The 19824-nt window shown below is 39.2% G+C and carries 15 protein-coding genes; 8 read left to right on the top strand and 7 right to left on the bottom strand.

Annotation, left to right across the window (positions count from 1 at the left end):
- Nucleotides 1-349: 349 nt before the first annotated feature.
- Nucleotides 350-814, bottom strand: coding sequence for a hypothetical protein (locus HRT96_RS03030; RefSeq protein ID WP_293152003.1), 465 nt, complete (start codon nucleotides 812-814; stop codon nucleotides 350-352).
- A 328-nt stretch (nucleotides 815-1142) separates the two neighbouring features.
- On the opposite strand from HRT96_RS03030, the gene HRT96_RS03025 reads away from it, so the two are divergent.
- The 4 genes from HRT96_RS03025 (at nucleotide 1143) to HRT96_RS03010 (ending at nucleotide 3281) form a co-directional block, all read left to right on the top strand.
- Entirely contained in the window at nucleotides 1143-1385 is a 243-nt protein-coding gene (locus tag HRT96_RS03025; protein ID WP_293152000.1) for a hypothetical protein, read from the top strand.
- Nucleotides 1385-1717, top strand: coding sequence for a hypothetical protein (locus HRT96_RS03020; RefSeq protein ID WP_293151997.1), 333 nt, complete (start codon nucleotides 1385-1387; stop codon nucleotides 1715-1717). The genes HRT96_RS03025 and HRT96_RS03020 overlap by 1 nt, the downstream gene beginning before the upstream one ends.
- A gap of 428 nt (nucleotides 1718-2145) precedes the next feature.
- Nucleotides 2146-2847 (top strand): YafY family protein, encoded by a 702-nt coding sequence (locus HRT96_RS03015; RefSeq protein WP_293151994.1) that lies wholly within the window; start codon nucleotides 2146-2148, stop codon nucleotides 2845-2847.
- A gap of 65 nt (nucleotides 2848-2912) precedes the next feature.
- Nucleotides 2913-3281, top strand: a complete 369-nt coding sequence (locus HRT96_RS03010) for a VOC family protein (protein ID WP_293151991.1) — start codon at nucleotides 2913-2915, stop codon at nucleotides 3279-3281.
- Nucleotides 3282-3323: 42 nt separating this feature from the next.
- Here the strand turns inward: HRT96_RS03010 and mtgA are convergent, their stop codons facing one another.
- The 4 genes from mtgA to malE all read right to left on the bottom strand — a co-directional run bounded on the left by mtgA (nucleotide 3324) and on the right by malE (nucleotide 8061).
- A complete protein-coding gene (mtgA, locus tag HRT96_RS03005; protein WP_293151988.1) occupies nucleotides 3324-4028 on the bottom strand; it encodes a monofunctional biosynthetic peptidoglycan transglycosylase in 705 nt (234 codons plus the stop codon).
- Between the two features lie 203 nt (nucleotides 4029-4231).
- On the bottom strand, nucleotides 4232-5122 hold the full coding sequence (malG, locus tag HRT96_RS03000) for a maltose ABC transporter permease MalG (protein WP_293151985.1): 891 nt from the start codon (nucleotides 5120-5122) through the stop codon (nucleotides 4232-4234).
- A gap of 65 nt (nucleotides 5123-5187) precedes the next feature.
- Nucleotides 5188-6786: a maltose ABC transporter permease MalF gene (malF, locus tag HRT96_RS02995; RefSeq protein WP_293151982.1), complete on the bottom strand. Its 1599-nt coding sequence runs from the start codon at nucleotides 6784-6786 to the stop codon at nucleotides 5188-5190.
- 99 nt (nucleotides 6787-6885) lie between these two features.
- A complete protein-coding gene (malE, locus tag HRT96_RS02990; RefSeq protein ID WP_293152122.1) occupies nucleotides 6886-8061 on the bottom strand; it encodes a maltose/maltodextrin ABC transporter substrate-binding protein MalE in 1176 nt (391 codons plus the stop codon).
- 396 nt (nucleotides 8062-8457) lie between these two features.
- On the opposite strand from malE, the gene malK reads away from it, so the two are divergent.
- Nucleotides 8458-9567 carry a maltose/maltodextrin ABC transporter ATP-binding protein MalK gene (gene malK, locus HRT96_RS02985; protein WP_293151979.1) on the top strand — a complete coding sequence of 370 codons (1110 nt, stop codon included), beginning with the start codon at nucleotides 8458-8460 and terminating at the stop codon, nucleotides 9565-9567.
- 570 nt (nucleotides 9568-10137) lie between these two features.
- On the opposite strand, the gene HRT96_RS02980 is transcribed toward malK, so the two are convergent.
- Complete coding sequence (locus HRT96_RS02980) at nucleotides 10138-12585, bottom strand: helicase-related protein (protein ID WP_293151977.1); 2448 nt, start codon at nucleotides 12583-12585, stop codon at nucleotides 10138-10140.
- Nucleotides 12586-12917: 332 nt separating this feature from the next.
- Between HRT96_RS02980 and HRT96_RS02975 the strand changes: the two genes are divergently transcribed.
- Nucleotides 12918-13727, top strand: a complete 810-nt coding sequence (locus HRT96_RS02975; protein WP_293151974.1) for an alpha/beta fold hydrolase — start codon at nucleotides 12918-12920, stop codon at nucleotides 13725-13727.
- Entirely contained in the window at nucleotides 13727-14209 is a 483-nt protein-coding gene (locus HRT96_RS02970; RefSeq protein ID WP_293151971.1) for a GNAT family N-acetyltransferase, read from the top strand. Before HRT96_RS02975 ends, HRT96_RS02970 begins: the two co-directional genes overlap by 1 nt.
- 358 nt (nucleotides 14210-14567) lie before the next feature.
- On the opposite strand, the gene HRT96_RS02965 is transcribed toward HRT96_RS02970, so the two are convergent.
- Entirely contained in the window at nucleotides 14568-18332 is a 3765-nt protein-coding gene (locus HRT96_RS02965; protein ID WP_293151968.1) for a hypothetical protein, read from the bottom strand.
- Between the two features lie 677 nt (nucleotides 18333-19009).
- On the opposite strand from HRT96_RS02965, the gene HRT96_RS02960 reads away from it, so the two are divergent.
- Entirely contained in the window at nucleotides 19010-19744 is a 735-nt protein-coding gene (locus HRT96_RS02960) for a hypothetical protein (RefSeq protein ID WP_293151965.1), read from the top strand.
- Nucleotides 19745-19824 lie beyond the last annotated feature (80 nt).

The raw sequence follows: 19824 nt of genomic DNA, 5'->3' as shown, positions 1-19824 counted from the left end.
TCTCAAGCTCTAAACGTGATTAATGATTGGAAGCCTAGCAACCTAGAGACGTTAGCGGATTGACTCCCGATTCATCTGATTGATGAGGCTTATTCTTAAGTTAACTGTAGTGGTTCATTGAAATTGCCCCCTAGTCGAAGGCTTTTTAGATCTTGGGATAAAATCGTCCATGAACAGCCTATCGAACATAAAGATGATAACGCGAAAACGGGGAATAGACCCAAGTGTTAACCCACCCTATACCTAGTGCACCACGTTATTTCATATTTAACATTAACCCCAGAAGCGATACTTCTATTGGTGCGAACACTGAATTTACAGCCCTCAGTTTCGTACTAAGAACATGAAATTAATCATCCTTTTGTTGTTCATCATAAACGAAATCAATCACCTCTAACAACCAATCAGGTGTAAGTTCACCAAACTTGAAAGTTCTCCAATGCTTACCTTTAATCAAAAATGATACAGCAGGGAAAACATCACCTATTGGATACTTTTTAGTTCTTAGATACTCAGATTCTTCATTGTTATAAACGATATAAATACTTAACAGCCCAGACCTTGCATCAACTAACTCTTGAATAGTTTCTGTCTCTAGCCAATCACAGAGGTTACAGTCAGTATTTTTGTCTGTAGGTGATACTTTATTTGTAAAAATAAGCAGTGTTACTTTATCAGTGTTTTTTTGTGCGGAACGAAAAACTTCATAATCATTGTTATCATTCAGCTCAGTGAACTGATCCGAAACATCTGCAAAACTTATACTTGGCAGTAATGTTAAGAGTGAAACGAATAGAATGGTAATAAATTTCATTTATATTTCCTTATTTAATATTTTAGTTAGAATATTAATTAAATCATATAAGGTACAAATTTACTGTCACACTAAAAGATAGCTTTTGAAAAGTTGATGCTGGTTAAAATTAAAATCAAATAAATGCCGGCAATACCTCACATTGAGTACTAAATGTGAGGGCTCAATGTAAAAATCGTAGATATATAACCTATTAAAGGGGCCGAGGGTACGACAGAACCTTTTTACTTTTAAATAAAATCGTCCATACACGGGCTGTTTAATATAAAGATGATAATGCGCAGCACTAAACCAGGGCTGTAAACGGCGGGCTAACTAAGAGGTAGTTATGACTATTTTATTTGAAGAAATTAGAAACAAATCAAAATTAGAATTATCTAATGAAAATATAGAACATCGAAAAGAACAATTGAGCAAGGTTACATTCCGTAATTTTGCTGACCAAATTGAGGCTCTTGAACTGGCTAACGAATTAACGAACCAGCAAAATATCTTAGATCCCACCTTAACTTATTTGGCGAATCAGTCTTATCAAAGTCCGTTTTTCGTTGCTTATGTTTTTGGATCATGATGAATAAAAGTAAGATTATAATTTTCATCCTGGTAATAATTTCTGTTTATTATTATTCAAAAAGCAATGACTCGGACTTACTTGAACGTAATGCTCTATATTCAATGATGCTAGTTGCAAATGCTGAAAACATAGTTGATCAATCAATCATTTTTAGTATGCCTGGTAACGGTATGACTATGACTGTAAATGATATAGTTACAGAAGACGGTGAAAGTATTGCTTACGGAAAAATAGAATATCCAAAGAATAAAATATGTAAAAATTTATCATGGAAATTTTCCGGCTACGGTGAGAGTTATCAGCTCATTAATGCTAGCAACTGTTATTGATTAATTAAATTTAGCCTTCTAATCGAGGGCTTTTTAGATCTAGGGGTTTAACAGTCAAATGTAGGTCAAAAGAGTGTTATGTCCCTGCTGTAGGTCCCTGTTAGGTCACGATGATCGGGTCATTTCACCACTTAGACAAAATTTCCTCTCTAATGCTTGTTTCTAATGCTTTTGTAATATGGGATGCAAGTCGCTACAAGGACAAAAGCGCGTTGCAGTTGTTATATAGCAAATCGATATGCGCAGGTTATGACAGAGTAAGGACTCGAGGGCAGTTTCGGCTTAGGGCGATCATCCTAAGCCATTGATGGACATAAGTGGCTTAGAGCTTCAAAGAATAGGGTTGCATTACTTAAAATGTATCTTAAGCTGTAGACCGCTACCCATACAGTAACCTCCCTATTTATTTTAATGGATGGATTCATTTCATGTCTAGAAGCCAACGACTCTTTGACTTACTCCAATTATTACGCAGTCATAAATACCCGGTCTCAGCAGCACACTTAGCTCAAGAATTGAGTGTAAGTGTTCGTACTCTCTATCGTGATATAGCAACACTACAAGCACAAGGTGCAGAGATTGAAGGCGAAGCAGGACTTGGTTACATATTGAAACCGACGTTTACGCTACCTCCACTAATGTTTTCAACAGAAGAGTTAGAGGCTCTCCTGTTAGGTGCAGATTGGATTAGCAAACAGGCTAATGGTGAGTTTAGTAATGCCGCAAAAAACGCTATCGCTAAAATTTCATCAGTATTACCAGAAAATCACAGTGTGAAGCGAAGCGAGGATATCATGCGAGTGGCTTCTATCATTGAAGTACCAGAATTAACGACAGAACTATCTTATATTAGAGATGCCATCAAACATCAGTATAAAGCTGAGATTGACTATCAAGATTCTCAAGGGAATCCTAGCTCGCGGATAATATGGCCTATTCTGATAGGGTTATTCCAGTACCATTATGTTCTAGTGGCTTGGTGTGAGACAAGAGATACATTTCGTAATTTTAGGCTCGATAGAATAGAGCAGTGGCAGTCCCTTGACCAAAAGTACCAGCCTGATCGTCGTAATTTACTGAAAAAATGGCAACAAATAGAAGGGATTAGTGAGAAAAAAATTCGCTACTGACAAAAACTGTCACTCACATCCGTTACATTGCTAATTCAATCAGTTGTACTTTTTTAGGAACTTATATGTTTAAAATTGATTCGTTTGTTCTTTATGTCGAAAATATTGAAATCAGCAAAAACTTTTACTCCAATATTTTTGGATGTGACGGTGAGGTTTTATCACCAACATTTATCTCTTTCCCATTAGGCGATGGGGTTAGCATTGAGTTAAAAAAACTCGCTCAAGTTTCCCCGAAAGCTCATATTACTGGTGGCGGTACAGAACTATCCTTAATGGTAGATAATTCAAAAGTATTACATCATCTTTACGAACAATGGGAAAACAAAGGGGTTAAATTCGTTCAAACTCCGGTAGAGCTGATTTTTGGCATTACATTTGTTGCGATTGATCCTGATGGACACCGCATTCGAGTCTTTACTCAGAATAAATAAAGAACGATACAGCCTGTTCACAATTCAGGATATTGGCTTTTGTTATAAATTTTTTAGGTAAGCTACTCCGCCTAATGATCGCACCGCGTTTTGTATTTGTGCCGCGCGGTTTAACACATAAGAAGAAGGGGCGGTAGCAGACATTCGCTTTGGGTTGGGTAATACAGCAGCTAACAAAGCGGCTTGATAAGCACCTATGTGGGCGGGTGACCGGGAGAATAATTCTCGACTCGCCGCTCCTACCCCATATACTCCAGGTGCAAATTCAACCACGTTAAGATAAATCTCTAAAATTCTGCGTTTCGGCAGAAACACCTCTATCAAGATCGTGAAGTATGCTTCTAACCCTTTTCTGAGTAAGCTTCGTCCGGGCCACAAATAAAGGTTTTTAACCAATTGTTGGCTAATAGTGCTCGCTCCTCGCGTTTGTTTACGGTTTTCTGTTAATGCTTTATAAAGAGAGTCAAAATCAAAACCAAAATGGTCTGGAAATTTCTGATCTTCCGATGCAATGATCGCCATTGGCAGCGTTTTAGCCATGTTTTCGTAGGGCTCCCAATCTAAAAGGATTATTTTTTTATCGGCAAAGCTCTCTTGAATAATAAAGGTGGTAGTAAAAGGATCCAACCAACGCAAAGGTAGGGTCAGCATGATACTCGCCATAAACAAGCTGGAGAAAGTAATCACTGCATAACCTAATATGCGCTTTGTTAAACTCTTCTGATGAGCCGTTTTGTTTTTTTTCATTGTTAATAATCTAAGACAAAATTAGTTTATTATAGCAACATTATTTATGTTGAATGATTAAATCAGTGAGGTTGAAGGGGAACTGAAAAATATAGCGCAAAAAAACCAGCGGACAGTACTTCTATATCGAATACAGAGTTCATCATCCACTGGCTTTAGTTATCACTGTCATTATATCAGTATCATAACAAGGTTGGCTAACCCTACCCTTTCACACCACCTGACGTTAAACCGCCGACTAACCAGCGTTGTGCAAGTAAGAATACCGCCGTGATTGGTAATGCCGACAACACAGCTGCTGCGGCAAAGTCACCCCACAGATAATTTTGTGGATACAAATACTGTTGCATGCCTACTGCTAAGGTATAGTTATTCACGTCAGACAATAATAGCGAGGCTACTGGTACTTCTGTTACCGCTGCAATAAATGCCAAGATAAAGACCACAGCTAAAATAGGCACTGACAAGGGTAACAATACCAAACGAAATGCTTGCCAAGGCGTCGCGCCATCCAATGCAGCCGCTTCTTCTAATGAACCATCTATCGATTCAAAGTAACCTTTAATCGTCCATACATGCAGAGCAATACCGCCCAGATAAGCAAAGATCAAACCGCCGTGGGTATTCAGCCCTAAGAACGGCACATACTGGCCTAACTTATCAAACAAGGCATACAAAGCCACCAGCGCTAATACTGCAGGGAACATCTGGAAGATCATCATCGCTTTTAAAATGGTGTCTTTACCACCAAAACGTAAACGTGCAAATGCATACGCAGACGTGGTCGACAACGCTACTATCATTACCGACGATATTGCCGCTACTTTCACCGAGTTCCACAACCACAACAACACCGGGAATGGCGGCGGGGTAATACTGCCATCCGCATTCGTTACCGAGAAACCTAACGCTAAACGCCAGTGATCTAATGTCGGTGATGTCGGAATAATGCCACCCGTCGCAAAGTTACCTTCACGTAACGAAATGGCCACGACCATAACCAATGGGAAAATAATCACCACCAGCAGCGCACACAGTGCCAAGTGAGCAGCCCACACCCGATATTTTAATGATTTTCCTTGTACCATAGCCATACTGTTACTCCTCGATTTACTTTAGCTAATTGTTGTAGGTTATTGCTGTCAGTTACGGTTGTCGCTTATTTTTCTGACAACTTGGTGAAACGTAAGTTAAAGAGCGCTAAACCACCCACTAACAAGAAGATAAGCGTAGTAATTGCACTGGCTAAACCAAAGTCTTGGCCACCGGCACCTTCAAAAGCAATACGATAGGTATAGTTGACTAACAAGTCGGTATAACCCGCCGGTTCACTGGTGCCAATCATGTTTGGTCCGCCCTGCGTTAACAGCTGGATCAATACAAAGTTGTTAAAGTTAAACGAGAAGCTGGCAATCATTAACGGCATTAATGGTTTCATCATCATCGGGAACGTAATGTTCTTAAAGTTTTGTAACGGCCCAGCGCCATCCAGTGCCGATGCTTCGTATAAATCATCCGGTATTGATTTCAACATGCCCATGCTTAAGATCATCATGTACGGAAAACCGAGCCAAATATTAACCATTAATACCATGGCTTTCGCTGAAATAGGATCCGAGAACCAACTTGGCGACAGACCGAACATGGCTTCTAACACCATATTAATTTCACCGAAGCTTTGGTTGAATAAGCCTTTGAAGATCAAGATAGAAATAAATGACGGCACGGCGTAAGGTAAAATTAACAGCATGCGGTAAATAGCGCGGCCGCGTAACGCTTCCCACTGCACGATACTCGCCAGTACCAACCCGATGATCACAGTCGCAACCACAGATAAGCCAGAGAAAATTATCGTCCAAAAGAAAATACTAATGAAGGGTTCTTTAATACCATCATCTTGCCAAATACGCTCAAAGTTTGCGGTACCAATCACCACCGTAAAACCAGGCGATATCGGATCGCCAATATAGTTACCTTCGGCATCAATGGTTTGGTAAAAACCGGTTTCCATGTTGGGAATAAGTACCGTTTTATCTTGGTTATTAATTAACGTAGTACCGTCTTTTTCAACAGTGTAAAGCGGCTGTACGGCGGCAAATTTACGTAACCCGCTCATGCGAATTTCATGACCATCAGGTAATACCAAGTCCACGGTATTTAACGTCGCACGGTTTTTAATAATTTCTTTTATTTTCGCTTTGCTGCCAATAACGTCATCCGCCGCGGTTAGCACTAAACGTCGGTGTTCTGGCTGAGTTAAATTAATTTCATCGGTGACGAATAATTGCGTACCGTCTTTAATCGCAAGGCGGTAACCATTTTCACTGCGATACAAATCGAATTTATAACTGTCACCACTTTGATAGGTACTATCTAGCAACACCGATTGGGCGCGTTCAAACGACAACTGGTTTTTGGCACTGTAATTGGTAAACGCGATACCCACCGTATACACCAGCGGGAAAATAATGAATAAGATCATACCCGCGACACCCGGATAAATATAACGGTGCGCGTAGGTCTTTTTACTACCAAAAATATACAAAGCTAACGAGGTTAAAATCAACGTTAATACCGCAAATGACGTCTCACCCCGTGAGTACATCAATACCGACGCATAACCATTCATTAACCCAATCAGTGTGAGGGTGCACCATTTAATAAAAGACGGAGAAATAAATCTAGAATTGACTTGGTCGGGAATCTGTTGAGAGTCTGGTGTATCACCCAGAATTTCAGCTACTTTAACAGTCTGCATGGAAGAACCTACCTCATAAACAACAAGAGGAGAGATAACCTCCCCTCATATCTTATTACTAACTATTAATAAAACAGAAAGTACTAAAACGGATAAACGTTATTTCGTCATCTGTTTTTCTGCATCACTTAATGCCGCATCAATCGATTGACGACCATCAACAATATTAATGATGGCATTTTTAGTCGCGCCCCAGAATGCATTCATTTGTGGGATGTTCGGCATGATCTCACCATTCATCGCATTATCCATCGTCGCTGCAATACGGCTATCACTCGCCAGTTGTTGTTGGAATGATGTCAGCGCAACAGCGCCCAATGGTTTGTCGTTATTTACTTTAGCCAAACCTGCATTGGTCAATAAATAGTTTTCGATAAATTCAACAGCTAAATCTTTATTGGGTGACGCAGTACTGATACCCGCGGTTAATATCCCGACAAACGGTTTCGAATGCTGGCCATTAAATTTCGGTAACTCAACGACGCCATAATTAATCTCAGACTTGTCTATATTGCCCCATGCCCACGGACCATTGATCGTCATCGCCACATTACCTTTGATAAACTCAGATTCTGATACCGAGTAATCCATATCCGGTGAAATGACGTTATCGGCCAATAGCTTTTTCATTAACTGCATACTGCTTTTAACGCCCGCATTATTTACACCCGCATCTTTCACATCATACCCGTTAGCATTGGCTTTAAAGGCATAACCACCGTCAGCCGCCATTAACGGCCACGTGAAGTACGGTTCTTTTAAGTTCCACATAATCGCAGACTTACCTTGGGTTTTAAGCTGCTTGTCTAATGCTGCAATATCTTCCCAGTTCTTTGGTGGCGTTTTAATTAAGTCTTTATTATAGATAAGTGAGAGTGATTCAACCGCAACTGGATAGCCGATGTATTTGCCTTTGTATTTAACCGCATCCCACGTAAAATCAATCATGCTGTTTTTTAACTCTTTAGATGGTTTAATCTCGGCTAATAAACCAGCTTGAGCATAACCACCAAAACGGTCATGCGCCCAAAATATGATATCTGGACCATCACCTGTAGCAGCGACTTGTGGGAACTTGTCTTGTAAGCTATCTGGATGTGCAACAGTTACCTTAATGCCGGTATCAGCTTCAAACAGCTTACCGACTTCAGCAAGACCGTTATAACCTTTATCACCGTTAATCCAAATCGTTAACTGGCCTTCTTCAATAGCAGCAAAGGCAGAAAAAGAGTTCATTGCAGTTAGTAGTGCTACCGCCGTTAAGGTTTTTCTCATCACTTATATCCTTATTAAATTAGCGTTCAAACTTACCAGACAAGTTGTCTGCGTTGGAGGCTATGGTCATACAAAAAACCATTGCCTACATCATCCTTTATCCTACGCCTAGCGCCCGCAAAGCCAAAAGCGTGAACTTGAACAATATATTTTACTTAGTTGATTAATAAAGGCGATAAAAATGCGATGGCTCGCACACTAATCAGTGATTAAATACCTATTTAGAGCGATAATAAAGCAACAATAAATAAAATGTGATCTATGCACTCCTCCCATCTTCTCCACCCTAATATTTTTTGCCAAGGATGATGCAGAGCAAGGGCATATAAAACACACTATCAACATCGAAGAATGCTGTGTAAGATATTCTAATTAGTCATAAAAAGGACTCGCGAGATGGCAAGTGTCACGTTAAACAATGTATGTAAAGCCTATGATGATGTACTTATTTCTAACAACATAAATCTCGAAATAAATGATGGTGAATTTGTAGTTTTCGTTGGTCCATCAGGTTGCGGTAAGTCGACCTTGCTACGTTGTATTGCCGGGCTTGAAGATATCACCTCGGGAGATTTATTTATTGGCGGTAAACGCATGAACGATGTCGAGCCATCAAAACGAGGGGTCGGTATGGTATTCCAATCTTATGCCCTTTACCCTCACTTAGATTTAACCGATAACATGTCATTTGGCTTAAAATTAGCAAAAGCAGATAAGCAGCTAATCAAAGATCGCGTTAAACATGCCGCTGACATTCTGCAACTAACACCATTATTAGATCGTAAACCGAAGTCTTTATCCGGTGGCCAACGTCAACGCGTCGCGATTGGCCGAACCCTGGTATCACAACCAAAAGTATTTTTATTAGATGAACCGCTGTCAAATTTAGATGCAGCACTGCGGGTAAAAATGCGCATTGAATTAGCCAAACTACACAAACAATTGGGCTGTACGATGATCTACGTGACCCATGATCAAGTTGAAGCGATGACGATGGCGGATAAGATCGTGGTACTCGACGGTGGTGATGTAGCCCAATTCGGCGCACCGTTAGATATTTATCACTACCCTAAAAATATTTTTGTGGCCGGTTTTATTGGGTCACCAAAAATGAACTTCATTAACGTGCATATCCAAGCGGTAGAAGCCGAACGTGTTGAAGTGCTGTTACCCAATTGCCAGAGTGTTTGGATCCCTGTTGACGGAAAAACGGTGAATGCCGGTGATGAAATGACGTTAGGTATTCGCCCAGAACATTTAGTACCAACTGAACACGCCGATATCGTCATTGCGGGTGAAACCATTGTGGTAGAAAAACTGGGGAATGAAACACAAGTCTATTTGCACATTGAAGGCTGTGACGAAGATGTGATTTATCGCGTCGCTGATACCCTGTCGATAGATGCAGGTGAAAAGCTAGATATTGGTATTCCAGCGCACCGCTGCCACTTGTTCCATAAAGATGGTTTAGCTTGCCAGCGTTTTCATAAAGAAACGACGCGCTAATTAGAACATGGACAGTCCATATCCATTGGGCTACGTAGTGTAGTGGCTAAATAATATTGGCCACTGATTTGTAATGTTGTAAGACGCTTTGTGCTAGACGTGCTTCAGTATCATCAGTCCAAAACGGCACCAATCACTATCTGCTTTACAATCACTTCAACTCGATTCTGCCCCAAAGTGGCTTAGAGTACTGCTCACCCACAATATATTCATACCGGTTTACCATACTTTTATCATGTAAAACTTACCAACTGAGTTGATCATATGTATGCATCAAGAAAACTGTTCGATAGGGTTATTTTATACAGTGTTATTGGTATTTCGGTGAACGCAGTCTCAATTTGTCAAAAGGCAGTCAAAAAACCAACCACAAGAGTCAGCATGAAACTTAGTATTATTTGTAAACGCGGATTAACCGTATTCAGATCTATCATTAAACATCCCTGCTTATTGACCTAATTATCTAAGTAAAGCAGGGATATAAAGAAGTGAGTCAAATATTAAAGGGATAGCTAATTTAGCCGTATTTTAATACTTCATATTGAGGTGCTAATGGCCTCAGCAGCAATGCTATCTCACATCGACAACTTTACTTGCTCGTTGATAACGTATTTTCCAGCCATTGAACTTCGGCAGCTCCCAGCGTTTGGGTTCTGTTTTTCGTTGTCCTCTGAGGTAGTGTAATTTTATTTGTTTGCTGTTAACAAGGTATTCGACCTGTAATTCTATATCCGCCAATTTAATGGCTTGTGGATGACGTTGATCAAAATCGGCTCTTTCCCATTCTGGTATACCTTCAAAGCTGATGTCTTGAGCTTCAATTAACGTCAAATCAGCCAGCGTTTCAACCCCTAAATCAACCAGTGAATCATGGATAAAATCGGCAGGCGTAGGGAGCGCATCAATAACTTTTTTGTTCTGTGGTGAGCTATTCAACATGAGATAGAGCTGATAGGCCTTTATATCCATTTCAAGTCGGTCATGCAGGCCTTTTAATAAACGATTATCTCCAATCAACGTGGTTAAAATCGGGATAATTTGATCTGTAGGTGGACTTGCAAGCTGTGACTCTATGGTTCGTCCGGCGTAGATACGCTTGTTCTCGACGAGGATCTTGTTGTTTTTAATACGTGGTTGCGTGCACTCAATGTTGCCGAATCCCAGTTTGGTGAGTGTCGCAAGTGGCATAGGCATGATGCAAGTAGCTAGCGTCTTGGTTTCTTTAGTACCGCGCCCAGGAATGGCGTGGGTATTTAAAATCAGCGCCGCTTGGTTACTATTATTGTCTGGTGCATCGCCCAGTCGAGAATTTTTGGCAGGGATGACCTCGATATAACCGTTGGCTAACACACCCCGTTTCTTTTCTCGCTTTACAAAACACAGATCATGCTGTGCGTTGGCGATTGCAGCGCACAACTCCAGCCGATTATAAGCAACCAGTCCTGAGTTCGCTGTTTTCAAACCAACAACAGTCTTCAAGTCAAATGCCTGTTTGATTTGCGCTGCGTTTTGTCTGGCTTCGGCAATGGCGCTGTTGTTGAGTATGACGAGCTCCCGTTCGATTAGCTGTTCACAAGACTTGGGTCTAACACAGGCAATCAATAACTCCGCATCGCATAAACTCGGTAACAAGGTATTTAATTCTTCAATTTGTTGGGCGTTGTTACTGAGTTGATAGAGTGATTGATTAACACATAATGCCGCAGCTAAGTCGATCATCGCCAGCTGTAATGCTGGTGTTGGCATCGATAAGATCAGGTGCGCAAGGTGACTATCCAAAGGCAGCGGATAGATACGCTTGCCATGTGCTGTAGCTAGGTTTTTTGGGTCTATCGCATTAATGCGCTGCAGATTGGTCAATGCCAGTTGTAATGAGGAATTAGGCAAGGGATTGATAAAATCCAATTGGGTAATATCTTCCTGCGCGCAGGCACTCGATAGCACCATTTCGGTTAAATCTTCACGTAGTATCTGGGCCGGTGTTTCTGCTTTGAGTGGGGCAAACTCACCAAAGAGTTGAATACACAGGCCATCCATGACACGACCAGCACGCCCCTGGCGTTGTATCGCACTCGATCTGGCTATGGGTTCAAGGCTTAATACCGTTCTACCACCGCGCAGGTGAGTACGCCTTTCTAATCCTGAGTCGATGACACAACTAATATTGGGAATGGTGAGACTCGTTTCTGCCACGTTAGTCGCGAGAATGATGCGCCGTTGCGGTTGACGGTTTAACGCTTGTCGTTGCACCGTTTGATCGCTACCAGCGTGTAAAGGCAATATGAGCGTGCTGTTGCAGGCTTCATCTCGCGCTAAGCTTTGGGCTATTTGTTGGATTTCTTTTTTGCCGGGTAAAAAAACCAGAATATCACCCTGATTGTATTGCGCTAAGCTCAAGGCTAAATGCAGCGCTTGTTTAACGCGTAGATCTAATTTGTCGCTGTGCGGCATTAATCGCATATCCGTGGCCACATAGCGAGATTCAATTGGAAAACAGCGCCCCTGAGCCGTGATTTCTTGTGCGCCAGTATAACTGGCTAAACTTGCACTGTTTAAGGTTGCCGATGTTAATATAAGGCGATGGCTTTTTCGCTTATTGAGTATCGCGAGCAATAAATCGGTATCCCAGCGACGCTCGTGAAACTCATCGAGCATCACCACATCAAAGTGCGCCAACTGATCTTCAAATAACCAGCGCAGCGCTACACCCGGCGTAACGAATACCACGTTAGTTTGTGGCGTGTATTGGTTATCAAACCGAATGGCATACCCTATTTTTTTACCCACGGGGCTAGCTGATTGTGATGCAAGGTATTGTGCAAGGGCAAGGCAAGCAATACGTCTTGGTTCGATGACCAATACACGCCCTAATGACTGTGCCCAAAGTGGCAGGTGCGTTGATTTACCACTACCGGTATCCGCGCTGATGATGATGTCACTGTGTTGTAATGTGTCGATGACCTGAGTTTTTATCGCATTTATCGGAAGTTGTCGCTGCATATCTGAAGATGTGGTCATAGGTATTTTATTTAGCACATAAGAATATGCTGCGAATTATAATATTAATGACAATAAATAGATAACTTTAACTTCACTGCTCTTTTTTCACAGTTCACTCCATCAGGAGTCAAAAAGAGTTTTATTTATGTTCCAAAATTTGATATTCATTTTGTTATGAATGTGGACTGGTTGACACTCCGCACACCTTAGATATATATCATTTAAATAAAAGATTTATGTATGTTCATCGTAATAAAAAGGGTGTTACGTTAGGCATAGGCTAACCGGACAGGATGTTAATAGTTATGATTACAAAACACAGTGTAATATGTTCAGACAAGACCCCTATTGTGACGACTTTATATGATTCAGTCACCCCAAAAGGCACCATAATTATCGCTAGCGCTATTGGGGTAAAACAAGACTATTACGCCCGTTTGGCGGTGTTCTTATCCGAAAATAGTTTTAATGTTATCACTTTTGATTATCGCGCAACGGGTGAAAGCCAAAGTGAAAAAAATGGCGTTGCTTTATGTTCGCAATTATCCGATTGGGGAGAAAAGGATATAGAAGCCGTCATTGAATTTTCAGAAGGTAGAGGTTTACCTGTATACTTTATCGGTCACAGTATCGGCGGGCAAATATTAGGGTTATCTAAGTCTGCAGTCAATCTTAAGAAAATCATTTTTATTGCGTCATCAGCACCTTACTGGCGTCGTTGGGCTTTTCCTGACAATATCAAAATACTGCTTACTGTAAATGTTGTGTTTCCCTTCATATCGTATATAAGATCCGATTTCCCGACCAAATCACTGGGACTCGGAAACCAAAATATTCCATCAACATTCATACGCCAATGGGCAAAGTGGATGTCAGCGTCAGATTACCTTTTCAGTGAAAAATTCAACCTCAATCTTTCTGGCTACCAAGAAATTACGCAAGATGTACTCTCTATTGGTTTTACTGATGACAACCTTGCCCCAGAAAACAATATACGAGAGCTACTCAGTTTTTTTCCAAACTCGAATTCAGATGTGAAATTAATTGATCCAAAAGAAGTCAACGCATCAAAAATTGGCCATGTCGGTTTTTTCAACGACAAATTTAAACATAATTTGTGGGAAGATATTCTACTGTGGTTAAAACAGGAGAATAACTAGTGTGTTATAAAATTCAAGAAATCAAACCATTAGACGACACAGCAATTGGCAACATCATTAAAAAAGTGGGTGAAGAGTACGGCGCCATTGGTGATGGTTTTGGTCCTTCTGATGCTGAAGTCAACGCCATGAGTCAGCACTATGCCGATGAAAATGCGAGCCGTTATTTTATTGCGACTATAAAGGGAAATATCGTTGGAGGCTGTGGTATCGCGGCGTTTAATGGCAGTAATGACATCTGTGAATTACGTAAATTATTTCTTTTACCAGAAAGTCGCGGGCTCGGACTGGGTAAAAAACTGACCGAAGATTGCCTCAAATATGCTCAAAATAAAGGCTATACAAAATGCTATTTGGATACATTAAAAAGCATGCAATCGGCCATTTCACTCTATGAAAATCTCGGATTTAAACATCTCGATAAGTCATTAGCAGGCACTATTCACAATGGTTGTGACGTTTGGATGTTAAAAGCACTTTAAGACCGCAGGTTTGAGCACCTGCTGCTCTACGGTGAGCAGTACATACATGGGCGAAAGAATGATGCCATTCATCAGTCGAATTAACAAATCACCCCCTTATGATTTAAACTGATATGCATCATTGAGACAAGTGTCGTTATTCTGTTCTTGCGGATATTTATATCTTAGTTTGATTATCGATTAGAATGATAGGCCTGAGCCGTTTTTGCCCCAAAGTGGCTTAGCGCATTTACTCAGTAATATTCTATTTATATCAATTCCCATAGATTTACTAATGTTAGGAATCGACTTTCCTATCACATGATTTACAGAAATGAATCGAAAATAGTGGCCAGATTACTGACCACTTCTGGTTTACTTATAAAAGTTTTGTTAACATTTTTTGTGGCTTGAAGGTGTAACTGACTTTCACAGAAATTCTTCCATTTCCTTTATCATCGTATTCGTTGATTAAGTCCCGATCTTTAAGAGTTGATAGAAAATCAATAACTTCAGAAGGCATATCGGTCTGGAGAATTGCCGTCTTTTTATTAATGAATATTTTTTTCAATTCTTTTTCATCTAGATGATTCAGTAATTTTTGCAATTCTTCTTTTTTACCGTGCCCATAACCAACATATCGAGTCAGTAATGCTAGTTTTAGCTTGTCACTATTCGATGAAGATAAAACACTATTCAAGACACCTTGGGGCAAATCAATACCATCCAGAATAGATAATTCGGTGTGGTTGATCAGTTTATTTAAAAGGTCAGCACTAAATGCATCGCTGAATTTATTTTCGGTAATGGCCTTTTGGAATAGTTGTGAAAAGAGTTCGTTGTCATCTGCCTTTCTAAAATAGAAATGTAGATCTGTCTCTAATTCTTCTTGATATTTTTTAAACCAGAACAATAGGAATTCAGTGCAATCGGAGGTAGTCGTTAGGTGAGTAAGAAGATGAAGATAGGCATCTTTTTCAAGCGGTAATTTACCGTTATCGATTAATCGTTTTAAATTTAGAACCGAAATATTATCATCAAATAATGCATAGGGGATATTTAAAAGCTTGGTAATGAGCTGATAAGTAACATCTTGCAATTTATCATCGCACACGATCTTGAGGTAAACTTCTTCCGTCACTTCAGGTGACGCCAGAGAACTATCCGAGGTAGATAACACCTCTGCATGCAGGATTAAATAATCACGCAAGACATTATGATCGCAGTTACTGATTACGTATTTTGACAAAGATGACCAGTTGGGAATAATTCTGTCATGTTGGTATAGGAGATCATGCAAGGTCAATAAGTTACAATCTATTTCAACTTCAACATTGTCAGAAACAGCATTATGATCTTTAAAGTTAAAGGTCATGTGACTAACGATGTCAGCCTTGAGGCATATATCAACATCACTATTATTGAGCATCGTAAGGACGCTCTCGCTGTCATCATCTGATGAGATAAAAATATCCTTCACAAATTTGTTAATGTTTACTTCTACGTAGTTAAGTATTGTTTCTAATTTGTACTCTTGAAGTAAAGACCAAGGACGATTTTTGACGTCTTGAGATGAAATTTCTGTTTGAGCAATTTTGGCGGAGACGATATTACTGAAAGTTGTTTTCTCAATTATATACATATTGTTGTCAGCAAGATAATTAGCCGCCGCTTTCTCGGCATCGTTTGTGGCTTCAGCAACACGATCGTATAAAACATCAAGAACCTTTGCATTATCCATAAAGGGCTTCACTTGCGATGTTTGCAGTTCATTAATGAGCTTCCAGCCACAATTCTCAATGTATTGCTTAAACTTCTCTTTATTTTGAGTTTGCTGTAAATCTGCTTGGGTCATTAGAGACGTAATAATACGTGTTTGTATAGAAACCGATTCACAGTTAGTTAAAACATCAAGGAGCCTGTCTTGTGTTGCACCACGCTGTGATGCACCGGAAATAAAACGATCAAAATTATCTGGATCTTCAAATTTGTTCGATAAGATGCTGATAAATGATAAAATATCACTCGTGCTTCGGGTGAATAAATGGTTGATAACATCAGTTAGAACGGTTTCATTATTATGGATAAGGTAAGAAATAACTTGGTGGTGAAGAGCCCCATCTCGGTGAATATAATTATTCTCAATGAGATCTCTAGTCACCCCAGCGATATTTTGAAGCACAAAGTTATTGTTAACTTGAGTGTGGCTTGCGTGAATACCAACGGATTTGATGTACTCGTAATCTTCTTCGGTGAGTGAGCCCTTATAAAAAATGGACCGATACATCATGAAGTCCTGCATCAAGTAGTCATTTGTAATTAAGTAGTACAGGGCATCAAGACCACCGTATTTAAGACTGGCCAGCACCGTATTTTCTTGTTCTGTAGACAAGATATTCGTATCTTTTATATCTTTGATGTAATCCGTGGCTAATACGTCAAACTTTTCTCTGCCATTTAATTTCGTTAATTCGGCTAGCGAAATCGCATTACGCTTACTGATCTCCTCTCGAACATGTGCTATTTCTTGTTGAGTTTGACTTAATACCTTTTCTTTACTTTCTCTAACCAGCTCAACTCGTTTATTATATTCGTCCATGATCTGATTTATGTCATTAACATTCAACTTAACTAGATTATTTTGGCTATTATGTCCGAAATACATTTTATTTGAGTTTGAACAAAATTCGATGAAGGATTCTTCATTGCTCACCAAGCTATCTGCTGTTATTGCCTCCCTGCTATGTCCTAGTGTGTAAAAATTATAGTGAGGGCGTATTGATTTAGGAATAAAACGGCACAGTAATTCATTTCGCAGATCTGCTGGAGTGGAATGTAATTCGTCTCGAATTCTCTCTAGCTTATTTTCAAGATCGCTTAGTTGGGTTTCTAGTTGTCCGAAGTACACTATATGTAACTTACGCACTCGAAAATCATGCATATAGGAATACAGAATACCTAGCTTTTTGTCGACCAAGTTATAATCGAGTGCGAATAGATTTTTATAAAAAATCAAGGCGAAAAGTTTGTCTTTGTTAGAATATCCGCCTACGATGGGCATGAATAAATTATATTCGTTAACAATATTTTGGAGCGTTCGCATATCCGGTATATAAAGAGACGCCCCACGTAAACACTGCTGGTGTGCATCTGGGAAATTAGCGATTTTTGACTTAAGAATACTGTAAGCATTGCGCATATCCATCACGGGGACTATCGGAATAATGTAATCGAAAAATTTGGTTTTTACATCCGCACCATGAAAAATGTCATCTTTAACAGCATAAATAAAGCGAATAGGTTTTTCATTTAGACGGCTGTTATTAATTATTTTGTTTAATTCTCTCAACTTTATAAAAATCTCAGACGAATTTAATCTGTCAAGGTCTTCAAATACAACTGTTTGGTATTTTGAGCGAGCAAAAAAATACACGATTTCATCCAAGCAATTATTAAGCAATGATGATGATTCTTGTCCTTGCGTTTCAGCTGTAGCTGAAAGAAATGTTATTTTACTAAGCTTTAATTTCCGATCAAAAAAACCGATTCGTGATGCAGAACGAGTGATGCGATAAAGTGAGCAAACAAATAATACTAGCGTTGTCAAAATGAAAGATATAGAGTGTTCTTTCAGCGTTGTCCCCCAAACAGTTGGAAATTGAAAATACTCAATTACCTTCGCGTTGAATATCAGAGCTAGTAACATTAGCACTGGCAGTATGGTCAAGAGCAAAGAATAAAATGTGTCTTTTACGTATTTATCATTTCTATTTTGGATGCGTTCTATTCGAGAGTCTGGTAGAGTTTTACGATCAACTTTATAAAGTATTTGTTGCAGAATGCTTAGTTCTACCTCTCTCATGTTATCTGGCTTCTCTTTCTCGGTTTTTGCTATATCAAACCCTGCCAAGGAGACGTTAATATAATCTTCTTTGTTACGCTTAGAGTGATAAGATTGTATGACAGTACTTTTTCCTGCACCGTAAGGTCCAGTTACAGCGATATTTCTTACATCATTATCAGAGAATGCAAAGTCAAACGAAGAAAAGTATGGTTCCATACTTTTACCATCTTTTATCATAGGTGTCAGGGAGCAGTATTTAATATCTATTTTTGAATCAGAAGTGGGTTCGATTTGAGTCATTGCTATATATCTTAAAATAGTATGGCGAAAGGAAAAGTAATCAACGGTACTATGGCACGTTTTAAAAGTAAGGTAAATATCTGTATTAACTAAAAAAAATAGAAATAAAGAATCGTTACTAGTTTAATTTTATAAGCCAGATCTTAGTCCTGCTTGTCTAGTGAATCTGTATAGTCGGCCACTATAACTCATTATGCCCATCTCTGAGTCAGCGAGATCTTAGCTAACTCATCTTTGCCCTTTCCTTGTTAGATCTTCTACTCATTCATATTTTGTTCATGACAATTCCCCATACATTTGTTTATGTTTAAACCTTCGCAACTTTAATTTTACTGAGTATATTTGTGCTTAATAGAAGCGGTGCGATTGATGATTTTATACAGTGTTATTGGTATTTTGGTTAAAGCAGTCTCAGATTCATAAAAGACAATCACGTTTATCTTGCCAGTGAAAATTAATACCAATACAATCAGCTGCATAGCTAGTCTTACTTATCACTTATAAGACTAACAAAATAATTTTCAAGACGTTTCGATTTGTTAGACATCGATAATAAAATGATTCCAGATATAATGTTATTTTCAATGTGTTAACAGCTCGTCGAGATGGTGAATGATTTTCCCTACTATACAAACGTTATATTTATTCAGTTCAGTATCGGCATCCAAAGGAGTTATGTGAATATTTTCTGTAAGGTTATCAATAAAGAAGCCAAAGAAGAAAAATCCGAAAGTTGTGAGTCAAAGAAAATAGAAAATAGTATTTCTGATCAGGATTTGCAAAGGCTATACGCTGTTGAGTTTAAAAGTCAGTCTTATTCATCTTTCTATAACACCACAATGGAGAAAGATAAAAGTATTTTAACTCTTTCGGTGGCAGGGATAGGCTTTTTAATAACTTTGTTAAAGCTATCTGACAGCCTAGAATATTACGATATGATATTTTTTTCTGTCGCTATATTAGGTTTTTTAATTTCAATTTTTTGTATTATTTCACTATTTGGAAAAAATGCAGATTTTATAGTGGACTTGGCGCAAGAAAAAGATGTAAAAGTAAAGCAACATGTTTTAAAGCAATTGGATTCATGGGCTATAAGAACATTCTATCTAGCAATTATAATGTCGGTATGCTTAGGTGTATCGACTTCATCTACACTTTTTGTACAAGGCGAAAAAGAAATGACTAAAGACATAAATATCAATAATACACTTGAAACAAGTGCTATACCAACAAATGAGAGTTTTACCCAAGCTGTTGATTTAACAAAAAGCTATCAACAAGCTACTAGCTTAAGTGATAGCTTTCAGGGCGCAGCAAGTTTGCAATCAAGTACTCATTCACAGGCCGCAGCGCAAAGTAACAATACTGGTGCAGCTGCTATGATGCCAAATACAAACAGTGAAAAAGAATAAATATTTTTAATGCGGACACGTAAAGTTGACTCGGTTTCGCTGCGCAACACATTTTAGCCAACCCCTACTTAGCCGCTTTA

Origin of the sequence: Moritella sp. (assembly GCF_013215705.1) — a bacterium.
GTDB lineage: Bacteria > Pseudomonadota > Gammaproteobacteria > Enterobacterales > Moritellaceae > Moritella.
The sequence above is the reverse complement of the archived record's forward strand: the minus strand, read 5'-3'. Positions and strand labels throughout refer to the sequence as shown.

Excerpts from the sequence above, each read along its gene's own strand:
- HRT96_RS03030 (WP_293152003.1), bottom strand. The coding sequence starts at position 814 with ATGAAATTTATTACCATTCTATTCGTTTCACTCTTAACATTACTGCCA.
- HRT96_RS03025 (WP_293152000.1), top strand. The coding sequence starts at position 1,143 with ATGACTATTTTATTTGAAGAAATTAGAAACAAATCAAAATTAGAATTA.
- HRT96_RS03020 (WP_293151997.1), top strand. The coding sequence starts at position 1,385 with ATGAATAAAAGTAAGATTATAATTTTCATCCTGGTAATAATTTCTGTT.
- HRT96_RS03015 (WP_293151994.1), top strand. The coding sequence starts at position 2,146 with ATGTCTAGAAGCCAACGACTCTTTGACTTACTCCAATTATTACGCAGT.
- HRT96_RS03010 (WP_293151991.1), top strand. The coding sequence starts at position 2,913 with ATGTTTAAAATTGATTCGTTTGTTCTTTATGTCGAAAATATTGAAATC.
- mtgA (WP_293151988.1), bottom strand. The coding sequence starts at position 4,028 with ATGAAAAAAAACAAAACGGCTCATCAGAAGAGTTTAACAAAGCGCATA.
- malG (WP_293151985.1), bottom strand. The coding sequence starts at position 5,122 with ATGGCTATGGTACAAGGAAAATCATTAAAATATCGGGTGTGGGCTGCT.
- malF (WP_293151982.1), bottom strand. The coding sequence starts at position 6,786 with ATGCAGACTGTTAAAGTAGCTGAAATTCTGGGTGATACACCAGACTCT.
- malE (WP_293152122.1), bottom strand. The coding sequence starts at position 8,061 with ATGAGAAAAACCTTAACGGCGGTAGCACTACTAACTGCAATGAACTCT.
- malK (WP_293151979.1), top strand. The coding sequence starts at position 8,458 with ATGGCAAGTGTCACGTTAAACAATGTATGTAAAGCCTATGATGATGTA.
- HRT96_RS02980 (WP_293151977.1), bottom strand. The coding sequence starts at position 12,585 with ATGACCACATCTTCAGATATGCAGCGACAACTTCCGATAAATGCGATA.
- HRT96_RS02965 (WP_293151968.1), bottom strand. The coding sequence starts at position 18,332 with ATGACTCAAATCGAACCCACTTCTGATTCAAAAATAGATATTAAATAC.